This is a genomic window from Caballeronia eucalypticola (genome assembly GCF_047608185.1).
GTDB lineage: Bacteria > Pseudomonadota > Gammaproteobacteria > Burkholderiales > Burkholderiaceae > Caballeronia.
The window spans coordinates 232,864-252,529 of sequence record NZ_JBLKRU010000008.1 but is presented as its reverse complement, the minus strand read 5'-3'; the positions used below and the strand labels follow the sequence as shown (position 1 = coordinate 252,529).

Below are 19,666 nucleotides of genomic sequence, written 5' to 3'. Positions count from 1 at the left end.
AGCGCATCAAGCGCTTTCGTCCCAGACACACTCTCAAGCGCACAAGGTCCGCGCATGAAACGCAATATGCTCGCCAACAAACGTCGAGATGAAGTAATACCCGTGGTCATAACCTTCATGCCTGCGCACCGTCACTTCCTGCCCTGCCGCCTTCGCCGCCGCTTCGAATAACTCCGGATGCAACTGCGCTGCGAGGAAGTTATCGGCGAGACCCTGGTCGATCAAAATCCCCGCTTCAAATTTCGATGCCACCGTCTTCACCAGTTCGCTCGCGTCATACTGCTTCCACGTTTCCCGGTCTTCACCCAGATAACCTGAAAACGCCTTCACGCCCCAAGGGCATTGCGAGGGCGCGGCGATCGGCGCAAACGCGGACACCGACTTATAAATGTCCGGGTTCTTCAGCGCGAGAACTAACGCACCGTGACCACCCATCGAGTGGCCGAAAATGCCAAGCCGATCCTCGCGCACCGGCAATTCAGCAAGCACCGTCGCCAGCAGATCCTGCGTCACATACGCGTACATTCGATAGTGCCGCGCCCACGGTTCCTGCGTGGCATCGACGTAAAATCCCGCACCCACGCCGAAGTCCCACGCCGCGCTTTCGTTCGGCACGCCCGCGCCGCGCGGGCTCGTATCCGGCGCGATCAGCGCAATGCCATGCTCAGCCGCGTAACGCTGCGCGCCGGCCTTGATCGGAAAGGTCTCTTCCGTACAAGTGAGACCCGCGAGATAAAACAACGCGGGCACTTTCCCCGTCGACGCCTCGGCCGGCAAGAACACCGAGAATCGCATCGGCAAGCCGATCGATTGCGAGTCGTGTTTGTAGGTTCGCTGCACGCCGCCGCAGCACCGATGCTCTTCCACAAGTTCCAGCATTGCTTCACCTCTTCTTTTTTTTGCCAAGGCAGCGCACCATCTGCGGCGCGTCACCTCAGCTTGCGCGTAGCGTCTTAATACAGCACCACCGAGCGGATCGATTCGCCTTTCTTCATCAGGTCGAAACCTTCGTTGATGCGTTCCAGCGGCAGCGTGTGCGTGATCAGGTCATCGATATTGATCTTGCCTTCCATGTACCAGTCGACAATCTTCGGCACATCGGTGCGCCCACGTGCACCACCGAACGCCGAGCCTTTCCACTCACGCCCCGTGACCAGCTGAAACGGCCGTGTGCTGATCTCTTCGCCCGCTGCCGCCACGCCGATGATGAACGACTGGCCCCAGCCCTTGTGCGTGCATTCCAGCGCCTGACGCATCACCTTCGTATTGCCGATACATTCGAACGAATAGTCCGCGCCGCCATCAGTCAATTGCACGATGTGATCGACCACATTCGGCACGTCATTCGGGTTGATGAAGTGCGTCATGCCGAACTTCTTCGCCAGCTCAACGCGACGCGGATTGATGTCGACGCCGATGATCTTGTCGGCCCCGACCATCTTCGCGCCCTGGATCACGTTCAAGCCAATGCCGCCCAGCCCGAACACCACCACGTTCGCACCGGCTTCGACCTTCGCTGAATACACGACCGCGCCCACGCCTGTCGTCACGCCGCAGCCGATATAGCAAATCTTGTCGAAGGGCGCATCTTCACGCACTTTCGCCACCGCTATTTCCGGCACGACGATGTAGTTCGAAAACGTCGACGTCCCCATGTAATGGAACAACGGCTTCCCGCCGATGGAAAAGCGCGATGTCGCATCCGGCATCAAGCCGCGGCCTTGCGTCGAACGGATGGCCTGGCACAGATTGGTCTTGCGCGACAGGCAGAACTTGCACTGGCGGCACTCGGGCGTATAGAGCGGAATGACGTGATCACCCTTCCTCAGCGTGCCCACGCCCGGGCCGACATCGACCACGATACCCGCGCCTTCATGGCCGAGAATTGCCGGGAAGATACCTTCCGGATCCGCGCCCGAGAGCGTGTAGTAATCGGTGTGGCAAATGCCGGTCGCCTTCACTTCGATCAGCACTTCACCGGCGCGCGGCCCTTCGAGATCCACTTCCTCGATGGTGAGCGGCTTTCCGGCTTCCCATGCAATGGCGGCTTTGGTTTTCATATGAGGCTCCTTTCGTTGATCGTAGATCGTAGATTCAAACCGACCGGCAGGCGATACATTAAGGGACGACGTTCAGTACTTCGTAGCATGCGCCCATGGTGTGATAGTCGACCTTGCCGGCCGGGCTTTTTTCGTTGCTGTATTTCGTGTTGTCGCGGGCGAGTATGCGGTACCACGCGCCCCATTTGTGATCGACGAAATGGTCCCAGCTATACGCCCAGAGGCGCTCGTAATCGTTCCAGTACCGCGTTGCCGCGGCCGTGTCGGCGGCTTGATCGGCTTTCCCGGCTTTCCCGGCTTGATCGGCGAGCAGCGCGGCGGCGGCCATCGACTCGGCCTGGACCCAGAAGTACTTGTCCTCGTCGTAGAAATCGCCCTTGATGTCGAAGCCGTAAACCATCCCGCCGTGCTCTTGGTCCCACGACAAATCCATCGCGCGATCGAACAATTCCCGTGCGCGCGCGACGTGCCATGGATCCGGACGATGCCGGTCCAGAATCAGCAGCAGCTTGGCCCATTCCGTCTGATGGCCCGGCTGGAATCCCCACGGCCGGAAGATGTTCGTCTTGTCGCCCTTGTTGTAGTCCCAATCGACCGACCAGTCCGGCTTGTAGTGCTCCCAGACCAGACCACCGGCGAGCGTCGCCTGACGATTCACCATGTTGTCCGCCAGCAGCGCGGCGCGGTCCAGATAACGCACATCCTGCGACGCTTCGAACGCGGCGAGCATCGCTTCGCAAGCATGCATGTTGGCGTTTTGTCCGCGATAGTCCGACACCACCCAGTCCGCGCTTGCCTCATCTTTGTAGAGGCCGTGTGCCGCGTCCCAGAAGTGCGTTTCCATCAGGTCCCAGGTTTCTTCCAGGTACCCGCGCGCTTCTTCAAAGCCTGCTTCCAGCGCCTTCGCGTACGCCAGCACAACGAACGCGAGGCCGTAGCAATGGTTGGTTGCATCGGTGACATCGCGGCCGTTGAGCGTCCAGGCATACCCGCCGGTCTGCGGATTCCGATGGAACTCGCGCAAATATTCAATGCCATGCAGCACGCCGCCGCGATACTCATCGAGGCCGAAGTGCTTGAACGCCATCGCATAGTTAAAAACGAAGCGCGTGCTCGACACCAAATGCCGCGACTTGCGGTCGTAGATCGTGCCGTCGTCCTTGTAGAAATGATAGAAACCGCCCGCTGGGTCCATGCAGTGCGGGTGATAAAACGTCATGGTCCGCAATGCATGATCGAGCAGGAACTCACGCGAGCGAAAGTCGGGATAGTCAGGATGTGAAGTCGGGGACGTGTTTGGGTCGGACATATTTCGTATGAGATCGTCTTACTATTTCGTGAATTCGCGCGGACTCGCCAGGGCGAGCGTAAGTGTAAGCGGAGGCCGAAACGCTGCGTTAAAACGCGCTCGCGTTGCCCAGAAAAAGTAAGCGATAAAAACGGGTTGCGACGGGTTTACCCGCTGCCCGCGCCGCGCCCCCGGAAAAGAGACTATGCGGCGCGGCAGATAACCATCATAACCACGCGTCGTATCCGGACGCCTTGCCGGGCGCGACGCAAATCGTCGTTCGCCCGCCAGCCATGGCTTCACGGCGCCAGACGCGATATTAAGGCACGCGCGGCATATCAACATGGCTAAGGGGGCCATACGCCAACGTCGACTTGTTCTCGCTTTTTACGCCACGTACCTTGAATAACCAATTCGAGGGACACACTCGGATCAACGCAAGCAACTTGCATGGGCCGGCGTAGCGCTAAATCCGGTCAACATTGGAGACAAAGACGACATGGCATCCCCCCAAGTTCACCCGTGCGACGAGCGGTTACCCGCCGCCCAGTTGCTTACGCTAGGCATACAACACGTACTCGTCATGTACGCAGGCGCCGTCGCGGTCCCGCTGATTTTGGGCGCCGCGCTCAAGCTGCCGAAAGACCAGATCGCGTTCCTCATCAGCGCCGACCTTTTCTCGTGCGGCGTCGCCACGCTGATCCAGACATTGGGCCTCTGGATCTTCGGCATCCGCTTGCCGGTGATCATGGGCTGCACGTTCGCCGCCGTCGGCCCGATGGTCGCCATCGGCACGAATCCGGGACTTGGCCTTCTCGATATCTTCGGTGCGACGATTGCGGCGGGTATCGTGGGGATTCTCATCGCGCCAATGATCGGAAAGTTGCTGCGATTCTTTCCGCCCGTCGTGGTCGGCACCGTGATCGCGGTGATCGGTTTGTCGCTGATGGGCGTGGGCATCAACTGGGCAGCCGGTGGTGTCGGAAATCCTGAATACGGCAATCCGGTGTACCTGCTGCTGGCGCTTGTCGTGCTCACCCTGATCCTGATGATCAACAAGTTTGCACGCGGGTTTATCGCGAATATTTCGGTGTTGCTCGGCATCGTGGCGGGGTTCGGGATTGCCATGTCGCTTGGACGCGTCGACCTCAACGGCGTGACAAGCGCGCCGTGGGTCGGCATCGTGCTGCCGTTTCACTTCGGCCTGCCGCACTTCGACCCGCTTTCCATCGCAACCATGATCATCGTCATGTTCGTGACGTTCATCGAATCGACGGGCATGTTCCTGGCCGTCGGCGACATGGTCGAGCGTCCCGTCGCTCAGGATGCACTGGTGCGCGGCCTAAGAGTCGATGGATTGGGCACGCTGATCGGCGGGATCTTCAACTCGTTTCCGCATACGTCGTTCTCGCAGAACGTCGGGCTGATTGGCGTCACGGGCGTGAAGAGCCGCTTCGTGTGTGCGACCGGCGGCGTGATCCTCGTCGCGCTCGGGCTGTTTCCGAAGATGGCGCAGGTGGTGGCGTCGGTGCCACCGTTCGTGCTTGGCGGCGCGGGCATTGTCATGTTCGGCATGGTCGCGGCGAACGGAATCAAAGTGTTGTCGAAGGTCGACTTCGTGAAGAACCACCACAACCTGTTTATCGTCGCGGTGAGTATTGGCCTGGGACTCGTGCCGGTCGTCGCGCCAAAGTTCTTCTCGCAGTTGCCGCATGCGCTGGAACCCATTCTTCATAGCGGGATCTTGCTGGCGTCGGTGTCGGCGGTGCTGTTGAATATCGTGTTCAACGGCGTGAGGAAAGAACGCGATGCGACCTGCGCAATCCGTCATGCCGGAAGGGATTTTGACGGCACGGCGAAGGTGAAGCACTGAGGGAGTTCGCGCTGGACTGAGAGAGATAAAATAGCCGCAATAAAAAAACCGCAGCCCCAAAAGGCTGCGGTTTTCAACATCTGAAGCACGTAAAACTTTATCCCGCCGAACCCACCGTCTTCCCGTCGGCATCGACCTGCGGTTTTGCTGCCGGCACCAGATGCTGCACCGGCACCAGCTTCGCTGGACCTGCCGAACCCGTCGACGAAGCCGAGCTGACCGTCGTACCCGAAGCGGCAGGAGCAGCCGCCGTCGGCGTACCGATATCGCGATAATCCGGCATCGCATCGGAAGGACGTGGCTGATCGCCTGCATGCTCGACCCAGCCGCCACCCAGCTCACGATACAAATCGACAAGGTTCGTCGCCCGGTTCAGCCGCGCCGTAATCAGCAACTGCTGCGCCGTGTACAGGTTCGTCTGAGCCGTCAGCACGGCGAGATAGTTGTCCACACCGTTTCGATACCGCATATCCGACAGCTCCAGCCCGCGAGCCTGCGACCTCACATACGACTCGAGCGCCTTGATCTGCTCGTCATACGTACCGCGCGCGGCCAGCCCGTCCGCCACTTCGCGGAACGCCGTCTGGATCGCCTTCTCGTAATTCGCGATCTCGATGCGCTTCTGGATCTGAGCCAGATCCAGGTTGGCCAGGTTCGCGCCGCCCTCGAAAATCGGAATCGAGATTTGCGGTGCGAACGACCACGCCGCCGAACCCGGCTTGAACAACGTGCCAAGCGAAGGCGCCAAGGTTCCGAAGCTACCCGTCAGCGAAATCTTCGGGAAGAACGCCGCACGCGCCGCGCCGATGTTCGCGTTCGCCGCGAGCAACGTATGCTCCGCCGACACAATATCCGGACGTCGTGTCAGCAGGTCTGAAGGCAGACCGGCGGGGATATCGGCGAGCAGTTGCTGGCTGTCGAGCGGCATGCCCGGCGCCAAATCTGCCGGCAACGGCTCACCAATCAGCAGCACCAGCGCATTCTCGGCCTGCGCCCGCAGACGCAATTGCGACTGCAGATTAGAAGCCGCCTGCTGCAGGATGCCCTCGGACTGAGTCACGTCGAGTTCGGTGCCTACGCCGTTATCGAACTGCAGCTTCGTGATCCGATAAGACTCTTGTGCCGTCTTCAACGTGTTACGCGTGACGGCGAGCTGATCGTCATCCGACAGCATGGTCAGGTACTGGTCGGCGACTTGCGACACCAGCGAGATTTCTGCCGCCTTGCGTGTTTCCGCCAGCGCGAAATACTGCTCGAGCGCTTGATCCTTCAAGCTCTGGATCCGCCCGAAGAAGTCGATTTCCCAGGACGCATTCACGCCCACCGAATACTGGTTCGAGATGGTCTGCCCGAAGAACGACAGATCCTTAGGCGTGCGCTGCTTCGTCTGCGACCCGACTGCATCGAGCGTGGGCAGCAACTCCGCACGCGTGATCTGATACTGCGAGCGTGCCGCTGCCACATTGAGCATGGACACACGCAGGTCGCGGTTGTTCTTCAGCGCGATTGCAACGATCTGCTGCAAGCGTGTATCGACGAAGAAATCGCGCCAGCCGATATCCACCGCCGGCTTTACCTGCGCCGAAGCGCTCGGCGAAACCGACGATGCCCCGTCCGGTTGCTTGTCATACACGCCGCCCGTCGGGAACGTCTGGTCGACGGGCGCCGCCGGGCGCACGTACTTCGGCGCCATCGTGCAGCCAGCCGCAAAAAGCGCGACCGCTGCTGCCATCAAGGAGTGTTTTAGCATCTCAATGTCCTTCCTTGGCCGGGGTCGCCGTGCCGCCATGACCATCAGTGCCACCGTTACCGCCGTTGTCACCGTTGCTTCCGCCGCCGTGTTCATGCTGCGGCGTACCCTTGTCGTGGCTGATCTTGCTGATCACGACGAAGAACATCGGGATCATGAAAATTGCCAGGAAGGTCGCCGTCAACATCCCGCCGATCACGCCCGTACCAATGGCGTGCTGGCTGGCTGAACCCGCGCCGTTACTGACCGCAAGCGGCAACACGCCGAGAATGAACGCCAGCGACGTCATCAGAATCGGGCGCAACCGCTGGCGCGCCGCTTCCATTGCCGCTTCAATCGTGGTCCTGCCCTGACTGCGCAGATCGCGGGCGAATTCCACAATCAAAATGGCGTTCTTCGCCGACAACCCCACCGTCGTCAACAAGCCGACCTGGAAGAACACGTCGTTTTCCAGCCCGCGCAGCGTGGCGGCCAACAGCGCCCCCAAGATACCGAGCGGCACGACCATGATCACCGAGAACGGAATCGACCAGCTTTCATACAACGCGGCAAGACACAAGAACACGACGAGGATCGAGATGCCGTACAAGATCGGCGCCTGCGAACCCGACTGGCGTTCCTGCAGCGACAAGCCCGTCCATTCGTAGCCAATACCCGCCGGCAACTTTGCCGCGATCGCTTCGATCGCCTGCATGGCCTGACCCGTCGACTTGCCCGGAGCAGCCGCACCCTGGATTTCCACTGCGGAAATACCGTTGTAGCGCTCAAGCTTCGGCGAACCGTAGATCCATTCGCCTGTGCCGAATGCGCCGAACGGGACCATCGCGCCGGCCGTATTGCGCACGTACCACTTGTTCAGGTCTTCCGGGTTCATGCGGAACTGCGCGTCGCCCTGTACGTAGACCTTCTTGATCCGGTTATCGACGTCCAGGAAGTTGTTCACGTACGACGATGCCCAGGCGATCGAGAACACGTTGTCGATGGTCGCCGGCGACAGGCCCAGCGCATTCGCCTTCTCGCGGTCCACGTTCACCTTGAACTGCGGCGTGTCGTTCAGGCCGTTAGGACGAACCTGCGCGAGCGTCGGGTCCTTCGCAGCCATGCCGAGCAGCATGTTGCGCGCTTCCATCAGCTTCGCGTGACCAAGACCCGAGCGATCTTCCAACTCGAAGTCGAAGCCTGATGCCGTACCCAGTTCCGGAATGGACGGCGGATTGACCGGGAAGATCAACGCGTCCTTATAGCCGGCGAAGTGCCCGAACATGCGTCCGACGAGCGCGCCGACCTTCTGGTCCGCGCGCTGCCGCAACCCGTAGTCCTTCATCCGCACGAACACGAGACCCGAGTTCTGGCCGCGGCCCGCGAAGCTGAAGCCGTTCACGGTAAAGACCGCTTCGACAATGTCCTTCTGGTCAGTCAGCAGCCAGTTGGTGACATCGGCGAGAACCTTGGCCGTGCGCTCTTGCGTCGAACCTGCCGGCGCCTGGACGAGCACGAACATCGTGCCCTGGTCTTCATCAGGCAAGAACGACTTCGGCAGGCGGACAAACAGGAAACCCACCGCGACGATCACCACGAGATAGATGATCAGCCAGCGGCCCGAGCGCTTGATCACGTGCTCCACACCGCTGTGATACTTGTCCTGACTCTTGGCGAACGTGCGGTTGAACCAGCCGAAGAAACCCTTCTTCTCGTCGTGGTGACCCTTCTCGATTGGCTTAAGGAGCGTCGCGCACAATGCCGGCGTCAAGATCAACGCGGTCAGCACGGACAAGATCATGGCCGCGACGATGGTCAGCGAGAACTGCCGATAAATCGCGCCTACCGAACCGCCCGAGAACGCCACCGGCACGAACACGGCCGACAGCACGAGCGCCACGCCGACCAGCGCGCCCGTAATCTGGTCCATTGCCTTGCGGGTGGCATCCCTTGGGGAGAGTCCCTCCTCGGCCATCACCCGCTCGACGTTTTCCACCACCACGATTGCATCGTCCACCAGCAAGCCGATGGCAAGCACCAGCCCGAACATGGAGAGCGTATTGATGGAGAAACCCACCAGCCCCATGACCGCGAACGTACCCAACAACACGACCGGCACGGCGATGGTCGGAATCAGCGTGGCTCGCAGGTTCTGCAGGAACAGGTACATCACCAGGAACACCAGCACGATCCCTTCGATCAGCGTCTTGACCACTTCTTCAATAGACAGCTTCACGAACGGCGTGGTGTCGTACGGATAATTCACGACGAGACCCGGCGGGAAATACTTCGACAAGTCGTCGATCTTCTGGCGCACCAGTTTCGCCGTGTTCAGCGCGTTGGCGCCCGTGGCAAGCTGGATACCGAAGCCAGCGGTCGGCTGACCGTTGTATTTCGTGTCGAAGTTATAGTTCTCACCGCCCAGCTCGATGCGCGACACGTCCTTCAGCCGCACTTGCGAGCCGTCCTGATTCACCTTCAGCAGGATGTTGCCGAACTGCTCAGGCGTTTGCAGCAGCGTGGCTTCCGTAATGGTTGCCTGCAGCATCTGGCCCGGCACTGCCGGCGTACCGCCAAGACCGCCGCCGGCCACCTGCACGTTCTGCGCAGCAACCGCGTTCGTCACATCGATTGGCGTCAACGCGTAGTTGTTCAGCTTGGTTGCATCGAGCCAGATCCGCATGGCGAATTGCGAGCCGAACAACGTCACCGTGCCCACGCCGTCGATACGGCTGATCGGATCTTCGACCTTCGACGCCACGTAGTTGGCGAGGTCGTAACGACCCATGCTGCCGTCGGTGGAGACGAACGCCATCACCATCAAGAAGCTGCTGCTCGACTTCGTCACCTTGGAGCCAAGCTGCTGAACGGCTTGCGGCAAGAGCGGCGTGGCGAGCTGCAGCTTGTTCTGCACCTGCACCTGCGCGATGTCCGGATTCGTTCCGGCCGCGAAGGTCAGCGTAATGGTGGCCGTGCCGGAGTCATCACTGGTGGAAGACAGGTACAGCAAGTGATCGAGGCCGCTCATCTGCTGCTCGATCACCTGCGTTACCGTGTTTTCCACCGTGCTGGCGGACGCACCCGGGTACGTAGCACTGATCTGAATGGCCGGAGGAGCAATGGTCGGATACTGCGCGACCGGCAAGGTAAAGATCGAAGCGATCCCCGCCAGCATCAGAATAATGGCGATCACCCACGCAAAAATCGGGCGATCGATAAAGAACTTTGCCATGAAACAGGCTCCCTTTTATTGCGCCTGATTACGCGCCTGATGCCGCGGATGCGGGTGCCGGATTGCTCGAAGCCGCCGCGCCGCTGGCGCCAGCATCCGCTGCCGCCGGAGCCGCACCGGAAGCTGCACCCGGAGCCGCGCCCGGAGCACCGGATGCCGGTTGAGCCGCCTGAGCCGGAAGCTGTGCGTCGACAGCCTTCACGGTCGTACCCGGGCGCGCTTTTTCCGTACCCTGCACGATCACGCGATCGCCCGCGTTCAAGCCGCTATCCACGACCCACTTGTCGCCGTAAGTACCCGACGTCACCAGCTGGCGCAATGCCACCTTGTTGTCCGGACCGACCACCAGCGCCGTCGGCTGGCCCTTCTGGTCATGCGTCACGCCGACTTGCGGGACCACCAGCGCCTTGTCGTTCACGCCTTCGTCAATACGGGCGCGCACGAACATGCCCGGCAGCAGCACGCGGTCCTTGTTCGGGAAAATCGCGCGCACGGTGACCGAACCCGTACCCTGGTCCACGCTTACATCGGAGAATTGCAACTTGCCCGGTTCCGTATATGTACGGCCGTCTTCCAGGATCAGCGTGACCTTGGCTGCGTTAACGCCGCTGGTCTGCAAGCGGCCTTCCTGAATGTCACGGCGAAGCTTCAGGCCGTCCACGCTCGATTGCGTCAGGTCGACATAAACCGGATCGAGTTGTTGAATCGTCGTGAGCAACGTGGCGGCGCTAGCCTGCACGTAAGCGCCCGGCGTGACTTGCGACAAACCCGTGCGGCCCGTGATAGGCGACACTACATCCGTGTAACCCAGGTTGATCTGCGCAGTGTCGACAGCAGCCTTGCCCGACGCGACGTCGGCTACGGCCTGACCTTGAGTCGCCACGGCGTTGTCGTAGTCCTGCTTGCTGACTGCATTCGCCGCCACGAGGATCTTGTAGCGCGCCGCCTGGGCGTTCTGCGTGACCACGTTGGCCTGCGCCTTGGCGAGCGTTGCCTTCGCCGTATTCAAAGCCGCGATGTACGGTGCCGGATCAATCTTGTAGAGCCGCTGGCCCGCTTTCACTTCCGCGCCTTCTGTGAATTCACGACGCAGCACGATGCCGTCGACCCGTGCACGAACCTGGGCGACGAGGAATGCGCTCGTGCGGCCCGGCAGTTCGCTCACGACAGGAACGGTGGTGGGCTGGATGGTGACGACCCCGACTTCGGGTGTCTGGGGCGGCGGTGCTGCTGGTTTTTGTCCGCAGGCTGCAAGAATCACGGCAGCCGTCGCGGCACTGATTAAGCGGAATGGAACCCGTTCGACGCGCATGGAGCGACCTCTGTCAAAGACTGAGATTGAAATAAATAAGTGCGCGGCCCCTTCTACGGGCGGGCCGCTACGAGCGCCTGGAGACGCTTACCAGTAGCCAATGGGCGCAAAAACCAGTGCCCCGACTTTTCGTTCGTCCGCTGCGCCTGGAGCCGTCTCTGAGGACGGCTACCGCTGACAACAGCCTTGGGAGGGCCACGCGGACGGACGGCGGATTGAAAGCTGTGTCGGATATTAACCGGTCAGTGCTACTTGGGCTATCGTTGGACGGATGGTATTGTATATACATTCATGAACGAACGTAAAAGAGACGATCGTACGTGAACAAGAGCAGTGCGAGGGGATTCGTCTCGAAGGGCTGGCGAGCGATGAACAAAAGCATGACGTCGCTGCAGTGCAATGTAAGACGGCGGTAAAACGATCGCCGGCAGGCAAGCTGGAACCCACGAACCAATGGTCAGACGAACCAAGGAAGAAGCGGCAGAAACGCGCAATAGTATTCTCGATGCAGCCGAGCGGGTGTTCTTCGAGAAAGGCGTTTCGCGCACCACGCTGGCGGACATCGCGCTGGAAGCCGGTGTCACGCGCGGCGCAATCTATTGGCATTTTGCGAACAAGGGCGATCTGTTCACGGCCATGTTCGACCGCAGCCTGTTGCCGCTCGACGAACTGGTCGAAGCGACACTCGACACCAAGGAGGCCGACCCGCTCGGCCGGATCCGTGACATCTTCATCTGGTGCATGCGCAATATCGCGCTCGACGAGCAGCGCCGGCGCGTGTTCGACATCCTGTTCCTGAAGTGCGAATTCGTGGAAGACATGGGGCCGGTGCGCGAGCGGCATCAAACGAACATGCGCGAGGGGAAGGAGAAGATCGAGCGCGGACTGCGCAACGCAGTCGATAAAGGCCAGTTGCCGGCCATGCTCGATACGCATCACGCCACTACTATCCTGCACGCGCTCTTCACCGGCATTCTTTACGATTCCCTGATCTGGCCGGAGAGCATCGACCTCAAGAACGATGCGGAACGCCTGATCGATTCCTGTTTCGACGTCATGCGCTACAGCCCCCACATGCTGCTGCGCACTGGCGAACCCTCGTAGTTATCGAAGACCGTATCGCTGCGCGAGGAACAGGAATATAGCCACGCAGCAGACCATCGCGGCCCATGCCCAGGCGGGCAAGCTGTGTGGATGCGGATGACGAGGCGCGTGACCCGGCAAGCGGTGCCGCAAGACGCCGCCAATAGCGTCGGCCGTTGCCGCCGCGCGGGATTTTTGTGCTGCGGGGGCGCCGTGACGCGCGAACGCCGCCGACATGCTGATCGGCCGCAAGAACACATGGCGACGCGAGACCGCGGGTGGTTCGGGCACAACCGCGGACGGTTGGCCATGCTTTGCGCGCACGACTTCGCAGAATTCGATAAAAAAATCGTCGGCGACTTGACGCAGCGAATTTTCTATCTGGCGTGGCGGCAAACCTGCAAGCGGCCCGGTTAGCGTCGCCCAGACGGTGTATTCAATCCACGTCGATGCGCCGTTCGAATCCGGAATCAGCGCCACCGCTATTTGTCCGCGCAACGACCCCACGCCTTCACCGCGCGCCTTGAAACTGAGGGTTTGCGCGTCGACATCGCCGGAATGGCCGTCGTGGCGCGGCAAACGGGTGGCATCGGCTACATGTGCGCGGATCGCGTAATGCGCCCGCAGCGCGCCGAGCGGCACCGTCAGCCTCAGCGTGTATTCGCCACCGGCAAGACGCACCAGCGATTCGCAGTTATCGATACTCGCGCGCACCAGCGCAAGATCACCCAACGCCTCGCGCACCTGAGCGGGTTCGAGGGGGATGCGTAAGGCGTCGGCTACTTCCATCGGGCCCTCCCAAAATGTCGACCCGCGTTGGCGCTGTCGACCAGAGTTGGCGCTTTAGCGCTTACTTTGGTCCCATGCGCTTATGCTGGTCCCACGCAATTCGCATGGCGCCCATTGTTTTAATATTTGACCTGGCGTTTCAACAATTCAGGCACCAGCGGTTTCGTCGATACGATCCACTCGCGACGGATAAAACGCCAGATAACTTTTAATTTTCTCGACGCCTGCTTTAGGCTGCTCGTAACTCCAGACGGCATTTTCGATAGGACCGTCTTCCGTCAGCAGATGGTAGTACGTTGCGTCGCCCTTGTATGGGCAATGCGAGGTGTGCGTGGATTTCGACATGCGCGCCATGTTGACATCGGCACGTGGGAAATAGTGCACCGGATCGTGGCCTGTTTCGATCAGGGTCAGGGCCGCATGCGTGTCGGCGAACGTCACGCCCTGATGAATGACGCGATGACGACGCGTATTCAACGAAATTTCAATGTGATGGGTGTCGGTGCTCATCGCGCGCTCCCGGTACCAGGAAATACGAAACCGCCGCCCTCGCGTATGGAGCAGCGACATAAAAAAACCACGGGTTTTCCGGGACCCGTGGCTTTCATTATGAGACAACTTCGGGGTGCTTGTGCAAGCCCCCGCTATCGACTTTGGTACCTGCGCCACACTCTGGACCACATTTAAATCAGCGCCGCAATCCTTCGTTTCATATGCGGTTTTGCGTACTGTGGTTCATAGCGCGCCGTGGTCGATTTAATGTGTTTGAACGCTTACTGCATGGACCAATGGAAATCCGCTTTGGCCTTGCCGTTGCCGGCGACCGTCACCCCTTGCTTCTTTTCTGAATCCTTGTACTTGGCATAAACCGTGTAGTGGCCCGGCGCCAGCTTCACCAGCATGTAAGGTCCCATGGCGTCGGTCTTGAGCACCTCCGCGTTCTTCGCGTCAGTAATCCGCACGTGGACGTCAGAGAGATAGTCCGATGTCGGCCCCGTGAAGCGCAACGAGAGCGGCCAATGCGCCTGTTCGCGAATCAGCGCATGCGATTCGTCCAGTCCCACGCCGCCGGACGTGAATGACACGTCGCCCTGTGTTTGAACCTGCGGCAGCCCGCCGCCGTTCGTATTGCCGGCGCTGCTCATGTCGCTCGTGCCCCCGCCCGCGGTCTGGGCGAACGCGCCGCCCGCCATGCCGAACGTCATCGCAGCCGCTAGCACGGCAATGGCCGCCTTCCTGCCGGCTGACCGCTGATGTTTAGTTAACGAACTTACGTTTGCTTCAGTCATTGCTTCAATCGCTGCTTTAGTCGTCTTGGTCATCGTGATCAGCTCCTTATGGACTTCAGACGCCTTCATCGGCGTTCCGCTTTTCCCGCCGTCCAGCACTCAACGTTTTGGGCGGTCGGGCCAAGCGGCTTGGGAGAGAAGCCATGAGCACGGTTCGTGCCTGCATCCCACCCTATTTTTCGGACGGCGCCGGTGCTTGCTTCATACCGCGCGCCGCCCTGCTTCTTTTTGCATCGGCCGATGTTTACGTCATGTGGCAATCAACCCAAATCCACTGGCACGAAGATCTGCGCGTCGTCACGTTGGATCAGTAACGCGATGCTGTCGCCAGCGTGAGCCACCATCGTCTTCAATTGCTGCACGCTCGTCACCGGCTGGCCGTTGACCGCCAGGATCACATCGCCGGCCTGGATGCCCGCGCTTTCCGCCGCGCCGCCCGCCTGTTGCACGAGCAAACCGCGTGACAGCGAAGCGCTTTGCTTCTCTTCAGGCGTCAGCGGCCGGACCGCGACACCCAGCCGTGCATCTTGCGATGCCGAGTCGCCCTGGTCCGCACCCTTGCCCGTGCTCGCGGTCTTGGCGTCGGACAACGTGCCCACGGTCACGCTCAGGTCCTTCGTGGCCTTATCGCGCCAGACCTGCACTTTAGTCGTGGTTCCCGGCGCGAGCGCCGCCACCTGCGACGGCAATGCGTTCGAGTCCGCAACTGGCTGTCCGTCGACTGAAAGAATCACGTCGCCGGGCTGGAGACCGGCCTTCGCTGCCGGACCGCCTGCTTCAACCGAACTCACCAGCGCGCCGTTCGGGCTTTGCAAGCCGAATGACTTCGCGAGCGTCTGGTCCATGCCCTGCACGGTCACGCCAAGACGGCCGCGATCCACATGACCGGTCTTCACCAGCGCGTCTTTCACCTTCATGGCTTCGTTGATCGGGATTGCGAACGAAAGTCCCTGGAAGCCGCCGGTTTGCGAATAGATCATGGAATTGATGCCGATCACTTCGCCTTGCAGGTTGAAGAGCGGGCCGCCCGAGTTACCCGGATTCACCGGCACGTCGGTCTGGATGAACGGCGTGTAATTCTCGTTCGGCAACGAGCGCGATTTCGCGCTGATGATGCCGGAGGTCACGGTGTTATCGAAACCGTAAGGCGAGCCGATGGCGACCACCCACTGCCCGACCTTGCTGCCGTTCGGATCGCCAATCTTGACGATGGGCAGGTTCTTCGCGTCGATCTTCAGCACGGCGACATCCGATTGCTTGTCGGCGCCAACCACCTTCGCGCGATATTCGCGTTTATCCGTGGTCTTGACCGTGACGACGTTCGCACCATCGACCACGTGTGCGTTCGTCAGGATGTAACCGTCGCTGCTCACGATGAAACCTGAACCCAGGCTTTCGCTGGGGGTATCGGCGGCGTTCTGGCCGTCGTTTCCGCCCATGCCGGGCACGCCATTACCGTAGAAATGCTTGAAGAACTGATAGAACGGATCGCTCGGATCGATCGGCAATTGCGGATTGCCACCGTTCGCGCCGCCGTTCATCCCGCCGTTCATGCCATTACGGCGCGACGCGGTCTTCACCACGTGTTTCGCGCTGATATTGACGACCGCCGGGCCGTAAGTTTCAACCAGGCCGGAGAAATCCGGGATACCGGTCTTGGCAGCGGCTTCGGCGGGCATCATCGCGGCTTGGGCCGGCGCAATGACTTGCGGTGCCGGCACGTTGCGGTTGCCCGCTACGTAACCCGCCGACAGGGCAACCACAACGGCTATCGCAATGGCGCTGCGGGAAATGATCTTCGCTTTCATCGTGTGCTCCTCGGGGATGCGCTTCAGGATGAAACGAAGAGTACGAGGCGCCGCTTAAAGGGTACTTAAAGCGCCTTTTAAAGCCGATTTGAATTGAATAGCGACCAGTAAACCGCCGCTTTTCGATTCGACAAGCGACACTTTCGCGTCATGCTGCATGGCGATCCGGCGCACGATTGCAAGGCCAAGACCGCTGCCCGCGACGTCGGTGCGCGCCCGGCTGGAACCCGGTCCTACCCGATAAAACCGGTCAAACACACGCTCGCGTTCATCGGCGGGAATTCCGGGGCCCGTATCCGCTATTTCCACTGTGGGATCGCCGCCTTCCAACCGCAGGCAGACGTCCACGCGGCCGCCGCTCGGCGTGTATTTGGTGGCGTTATCGATGAGATTGTTGAACATCACGCGCAACGCATTGGCGTCGCCGGAGATGGTCGCGGGTTCGCTCGCTTCAATGCCGAGGTCAACACCGCGCTGTTGCGCCACCAGCACGGATGCGCCCACGCATTCGTCCAGCAACGCGTGCAGATCTACCGGCTTGGTCTCGCTCTTGCCGTCAGGCTCCGAGCGCGCGAGCGCCAGCAGTTGCTCAGCCAGACGCGTGGCACGGGTGATGCCGGCTTGCAAATCGTCGAGCGCTTCCTTGCGCGACTCGTCGTCCTTCGCGCGCGCCACCAGTTGCGACTGGATCTGCACGGCGGCAAGCGGCGTGCGAAGTTCGTGGGCCGCGTCGGCGACGAAAGCCTTTTGCGTATCGAGCGCAGTCGCGAGACGCGCGAGCAGCGCGTTCAACGCGCGCACGACGGGCACGACTTCTTCGGGCAAGCGATTATCGGGAAGCGGTTCCAGCGCCTCAGGATGACGCGTGTCGAGCGCGCGCGTCACGCGTTGCAACGGCGTCAGCCCTCGTCCGACGATGATCCATATGGCGAGACCGAGCAGCGGCAACAGCACCACAAGCGGCCACAAGGTTCGCCACGCAACGCCCGCTGCCAGACGGTTACGGATGGATAACGGCTGCGCAAGCTGGACGACGTTATCGCCAACAATGGCGCTGTACACGCGCCATACACCGCGCGGCGTGGATTCGGTGGAAAAGCCCAGTTCTGCGTGCGGCGCCAGCGGTACGCGCGGGTGCGAGTAATACATGAGCACGCCGTTGCGGTTCCAGATCTGGATCACGACGCCTTCATCGCTATCGCTGCGCGATTGCAGCACGGACGAAAACGGCTCCGACGGCAACGCGGCCGCGATCTGTTCCAGTTGATAGTCAAACAGTTCGTTCGCTTCGGCCAATGCCTGACGGTAGATCAGCCAGCCCGCAAACCCCACGCCGACGATCACCAGTGCCAGCAGCCAGACCAGCAATTGGCGTCGAATGGAATGCATCAGGCTTCCTTCGACACCATGTAACCGAGTCCACGGACATTGCGGATAAGGTCGGGGCCAAGCTTTTTGCGCAGCGAATGGATATAGACCTCGACCGTGTTGCTGCCGATTTCCTCGCCCCAGCCGTAGATCTTTTCCTCAAGCTGACTCTTCGATAACACCGCGCCCGGGCGTGCCATCAACGCTTCGAGCAGCGCGAATTCGCGCGCCGACAGGGCAACGGCGTTGCCCTCCAGCGTGACCTGGTGGCCCACCGGGTCGAGCGTTAATGTGCCGTGGCGGATCAGCGAATCACCGCGGCCGGCGTGGCGGCGAATCAGGGCGCGCATGCGCGCGCCCAGTTCGTCGAGGTCGAAGGGTTTAACGAGGTAGTCGTCGGCGCCGGCGTCCAGTCCTTTAACACGGTCGGCAATGGAGTCGCGGGCGGTGACGATCAGTACAGGCAGTGCGTTGCCTTTTGCTCGCAGGCTTTTAAGTACGTCGAGGCCGTCGCGTTTCGGCAGTCCCAGGTCCAGCAGCATGAGATCGTAAGGTTCGCCGCCGACCGCGGTCAGCGCAGCTTCGCCGTCCTGTACCCAGTCCACCGCGAATCCGTCGCTGCGCAGCGCCTTGCGGACGCCTTCCGCAATCATTCTGTCGTCTTCTACCAGTAGGATTCGCATCGCTTTGGGTCACGGCTAGTCTTGGCTTTGCAGCCCGGACGATCATTCTAGCCGGGACGAGTTAACGCGGGCTTAAAAGGGCCTTAAGACAAGGGGGCGCCGCAAGGGGACGCCATCAATGTTCAACGCCCCGCGCTAAACCCGTCGAAGAACGCCCGCGCATTCACCTCCAGCGTATCGATGTGATATCCGCCTTCCTGCACGATCAGCGTCGGCAATTTCAGTGCGCCAACTTGACGGCCCAGCTTGCCGAAACCCTCGGTACTGACTGCGACCATCGATTGAGGATCTTCCTTATAGATGTCGAAGCCGAGCGCCAGCACTAAAACGTCGGGCTGGAAACGCGCAAGCACGCGTGCGGCGGTATCGAGGGAATCGAAAAACACCTCCTCCGGCGAACCATGCGGCATCGGCAGATTCACGTTGTAACCCTCGCCCGCCGCCTCGCCGCGCTCGTCGTCAAAGCCTGCTACAGCCGGATAGAAGTTCGTCGGATCGCCGTGAATGGAGACATACAGCACGTCGCTGCGATCATAGAAAATTTCCTGTACGCCCTGACCGTGATGCATGTCGGTGTCCAGGATGGCGACGCGGCCGAACTTAGCACGCAACGCCTGCGCCGCGATAGCCGCGTTGTTCAGGTAGCAGAAACCACCCGCCGCTTCGGCGCGCGCATGATGCCCCGGCGGCCGGCATAACGCGTACGCCTCGCGTGCGCCGTCCAGGATCGCGTTCGCCCCGCCAAGCGCGCTTTGCGCCGACCAGTAAGCAGATTCGTAGGTATCGGGGCCGACCGGGCAACTGCCATCGGCGAGATAACGGGCTGCCTGCCCAAGCACGCCACGCAGCGGATTGTTCTCGCGGACATACACATTCGACATCACTTCGTCGCCCCATTCAGCGGGCATCTTTTTCCACTCGCGATGCGCTTCCTCAAGGAAGCGCAAGTAGTTCATGCCATGCACGGCGGCAAACGGCGCGGCGCCGAAGTCGGCGGGTTCGCGGACATCGAAACCCATTGCCTTCGACGCCTCGACCAGCCGCAATGCGCGCTCAGGAATCTCCTGAGGCGTGCGCATCTGACCGCGAGAAAGATAGGTCCTCGGATAATGCTTGAGTTGCGAAGGGTGAAAGTAAGTCAGCATTGACCGT

The 19,666-nt window shown here is 60.8% G+C and carries 15 protein-coding genes; 2 read left to right on the top strand and 13 right to left on the bottom strand.

Features of this window, described 5'->3' with window-relative positions; translation table 11 throughout:
* Positions 1 to 33: 33 nt before the first annotated feature.
* From fghA to ACMX25_RS12655, 3 genes are all read right to left on the bottom strand, one after another.
* Entirely contained in the window at positions 34 to 879 is an 846-nt protein-coding gene (gene fghA, locus ACMX25_RS12665; RefSeq protein ID WP_414950283.1) for an S-formylglutathione hydrolase, read from the bottom strand.
* Positions 880 to 953: 74 nt separating this feature from the next.
* The gene (locus tag ACMX25_RS12660) at positions 954 to 2,060 is read right to left on the bottom strand and encodes an S-(hydroxymethyl)glutathione dehydrogenase/class III alcohol dehydrogenase (protein WP_414950282.1); all 1,107 of its coding nucleotides are present in this window, start codon (positions 2,058 to 2,060) and stop codon (positions 954 to 956) included.
* 58 nt (positions 2,061 to 2,118) lie between these two features.
* Entirely contained in the window at positions 2,119 to 3,369 is a 1,251-nt protein-coding gene (locus ACMX25_RS12655) for an AGE family epimerase/isomerase (RefSeq protein WP_414950281.1), read from the bottom strand.
* A gap of 478 nt (positions 3,370 to 3,847) precedes the next feature.
* Between ACMX25_RS12655 and ACMX25_RS12650 the strand changes: the two genes are divergently transcribed.
* Entirely contained in the window at positions 3,848 to 5,221 is a 1,374-nt protein-coding gene (locus ACMX25_RS12650) for a nucleobase:cation symporter-2 family protein (protein WP_414950280.1), read from the top strand.
* A gap of 97 nt (positions 5,222 to 5,318) precedes the next feature.
* Here ACMX25_RS12650 and ACMX25_RS12645 read toward each other — a convergent pair whose 3' ends face one another.
* The 3 genes from ACMX25_RS12645 to ACMX25_RS12635 are packed head-to-tail and all read right to left on the bottom strand — an operon-like array spanning position 5,319 to position 11,494.
* Complete coding sequence (locus tag ACMX25_RS12645) at positions 5,319 to 6,971, bottom strand: efflux transporter outer membrane subunit (RefSeq protein WP_414950279.1); 1,653 nt, start codon at positions 6,969 to 6,971, stop codon at positions 5,319 to 5,321.
* Between the two features lies 1 nt (position 6,972).
* The gene (locus tag ACMX25_RS12640; protein WP_414950278.1) at positions 6,973 to 10,182 is read right to left on the bottom strand and encodes an efflux RND transporter permease subunit; all 3,210 of its coding nucleotides are present in this window, start codon (positions 10,180 to 10,182) and stop codon (positions 6,973 to 6,975) included.
* Between the two features lie 28 nt (positions 10,183 to 10,210).
* A complete protein-coding gene (locus ACMX25_RS12635; protein ID WP_414950277.1) occupies positions 10,211 to 11,494 on the bottom strand; it encodes an efflux RND transporter periplasmic adaptor subunit in 1,284 nt (427 codons plus the stop codon).
* A gap of 453 nt (positions 11,495 to 11,947) precedes the next feature.
* Here ACMX25_RS12635 and ACMX25_RS12630 point away from each other — a divergent pair, with 453 nt between their 5' ends.
* Positions 11,948 to 12,598, top strand: a complete 651-nt coding sequence (locus tag ACMX25_RS12630) for a TetR family transcriptional regulator (RefSeq protein WP_414950276.1) — start codon at positions 11,948 to 11,950, stop codon at positions 12,596 to 12,598.
* On the opposite strand, the gene ACMX25_RS12625 is transcribed toward ACMX25_RS12630, so the two are convergent.
* The 7 genes from ACMX25_RS12625 to ACMX25_RS12595 form a co-directional block, all read right to left on the bottom strand.
* The gene (locus tag ACMX25_RS12625) at positions 12,599 to 13,366 is read right to left on the bottom strand and encodes a CoxG family protein (RefSeq protein ID WP_414950275.1); all 768 of its coding nucleotides are present in this window, start codon (positions 13,364 to 13,366) and stop codon (positions 12,599 to 12,601) included. It lies immediately after the preceding gene.
* A gap of 147 nt (positions 13,367 to 13,513) precedes the next feature.
* Positions 13,514 to 13,876 carry a DUF427 domain-containing protein gene (locus ACMX25_RS12620; protein ID WP_414950274.1) on the bottom strand — a complete coding sequence of 121 codons (363 nt, stop codon included), beginning with the start codon at positions 13,874 to 13,876 and terminating at the stop codon, positions 13,514 to 13,516.
* A gap of 263 nt (positions 13,877 to 14,139) precedes the next feature.
* The gene (locus tag ACMX25_RS12615) at positions 14,140 to 14,655 is read right to left on the bottom strand and encodes a carboxypeptidase regulatory-like domain-containing protein (protein WP_414950297.1); all 516 of its coding nucleotides are present in this window, start codon (positions 14,653 to 14,655) and stop codon (positions 14,140 to 14,142) included.
* A 260-nt stretch (positions 14,656 to 14,915) separates the two neighbouring features.
* The gene (locus tag ACMX25_RS12610; RefSeq protein WP_414950273.1) at positions 14,916 to 16,463 is read right to left on the bottom strand and encodes a DegQ family serine endoprotease; all 1,548 of its coding nucleotides are present in this window, start codon (positions 16,461 to 16,463) and stop codon (positions 14,916 to 14,918) included.
* Positions 16,464 to 16,517: 54 nt separating this feature from the next.
* The gene (locus ACMX25_RS12605; protein ID WP_414950272.1) at positions 16,518 to 17,852 is read right to left on the bottom strand and encodes a sensor histidine kinase; all 1,335 of its coding nucleotides are present in this window, start codon (positions 17,850 to 17,852) and stop codon (positions 16,518 to 16,520) included.
* Positions 17,852 to 18,514 carry a response regulator gene (locus ACMX25_RS12600; protein ID WP_299708575.1) on the bottom strand — a complete coding sequence of 221 codons (663 nt, stop codon included), beginning with the start codon at positions 18,512 to 18,514 and terminating at the stop codon, positions 17,852 to 17,854. The genes ACMX25_RS12605 and ACMX25_RS12600 overlap by 1 nt, the downstream gene beginning before the upstream one ends.
* 122 nt (positions 18,515 to 18,636) lie before the next feature.
* Complete coding sequence (locus ACMX25_RS12595; RefSeq protein WP_414950271.1) at positions 18,637 to 19,659, bottom strand: histone deacetylase family protein; 1,023 nt, start codon at positions 19,657 to 19,659, stop codon at positions 18,637 to 18,639.
* Positions 19,660 to 19,666 lie beyond the last annotated feature (7 nt).

What these genes read in the sequence shown, in the direction of transcription:
- fghA (WP_414950283.1), bottom strand. Translation starts at nt 879, where the DNA reads ATGCTGGAACTTGTGGAAGAGCATCGGTGCTGCGGCGGCGTGCAGCGA.
- ACMX25_RS12660 (WP_414950282.1), bottom strand. Translation starts at nt 2,060, where the DNA reads ATGAAAACCAAAGCCGCCATTGCATGGGAAGCCGGAAAGCCGCTCACC.
- ACMX25_RS12655 (WP_414950281.1), bottom strand. Translation starts at nt 3,369, where the DNA reads ATGTCCGACCCAAACACGTCCCCGACTTCACATCCTGACTATCCCGAC.
- ACMX25_RS12650 (WP_414950280.1), top strand. Translation starts at nt 3,848, where the DNA reads ATGGCATCCCCCCAAGTTCACCCGTGCGACGAGCGGTTACCCGCCGCC.
- ACMX25_RS12645 (WP_414950279.1), bottom strand. Translation starts at nt 6,971, where the DNA reads ATGCTAAAACACTCCTTGATGGCAGCAGCGGTCGCGCTTTTTGCGGCT.
- ACMX25_RS12640 (WP_414950278.1), bottom strand. Translation starts at nt 10,182, where the DNA reads ATGGCAAAGTTCTTTATCGATCGCCCGATTTTTGCGTGGGTGATCGCC.
- ACMX25_RS12635 (WP_414950277.1), bottom strand. Translation starts at nt 11,494, where the DNA reads ATGCGCGTCGAACGGGTTCCATTCCGCTTAATCAGTGCCGCGACGGCT.
- ACMX25_RS12630 (WP_414950276.1), top strand. Translation starts at nt 11,948, where the DNA reads ATGGTCAGACGAACCAAGGAAGAAGCGGCAGAAACGCGCAATAGTATT.
- ACMX25_RS12625 (WP_414950275.1), bottom strand. Translation starts at nt 13,366, where the DNA reads ATGGAAGTAGCCGACGCCTTACGCATCCCCCTCGAACCCGCTCAGGTG.
- ACMX25_RS12620 (WP_414950274.1), bottom strand. Translation starts at nt 13,876, where the DNA reads ATGAGCACCGACACCCATCACATTGAAATTTCGTTGAATACGCGTCGT.
- ACMX25_RS12615 (WP_414950297.1), bottom strand. Translation starts at nt 14,655, where the DNA reads ATGACTGAAGCAAACGTAAGTTCGTTAACTAAACATCAGCGGTCAGCC.
- ACMX25_RS12610 (WP_414950273.1), bottom strand. Translation starts at nt 16,463, where the DNA reads ATGAAAGCGAAGATCATTTCCCGCAGCGCCATTGCGATAGCCGTTGTG.
- ACMX25_RS12605 (WP_414950272.1), bottom strand. Translation starts at nt 17,852, where the DNA reads ATGCATTCCATTCGACGCCAATTGCTGGTCTGGCTGCTGGCACTGGTG.
- ACMX25_RS12600 (WP_299708575.1), bottom strand. Translation starts at nt 18,514, where the DNA reads ATGCGAATCCTACTGGTAGAAGACGACAGAATGATTGCGGAAGGCGTC.
- ACMX25_RS12595 (WP_414950271.1), bottom strand. Translation starts at nt 19,659, where the DNA reads ATGCTGACTTACTTTCACCCTTCGCAACTCAAGCATTATCCGAGGACC.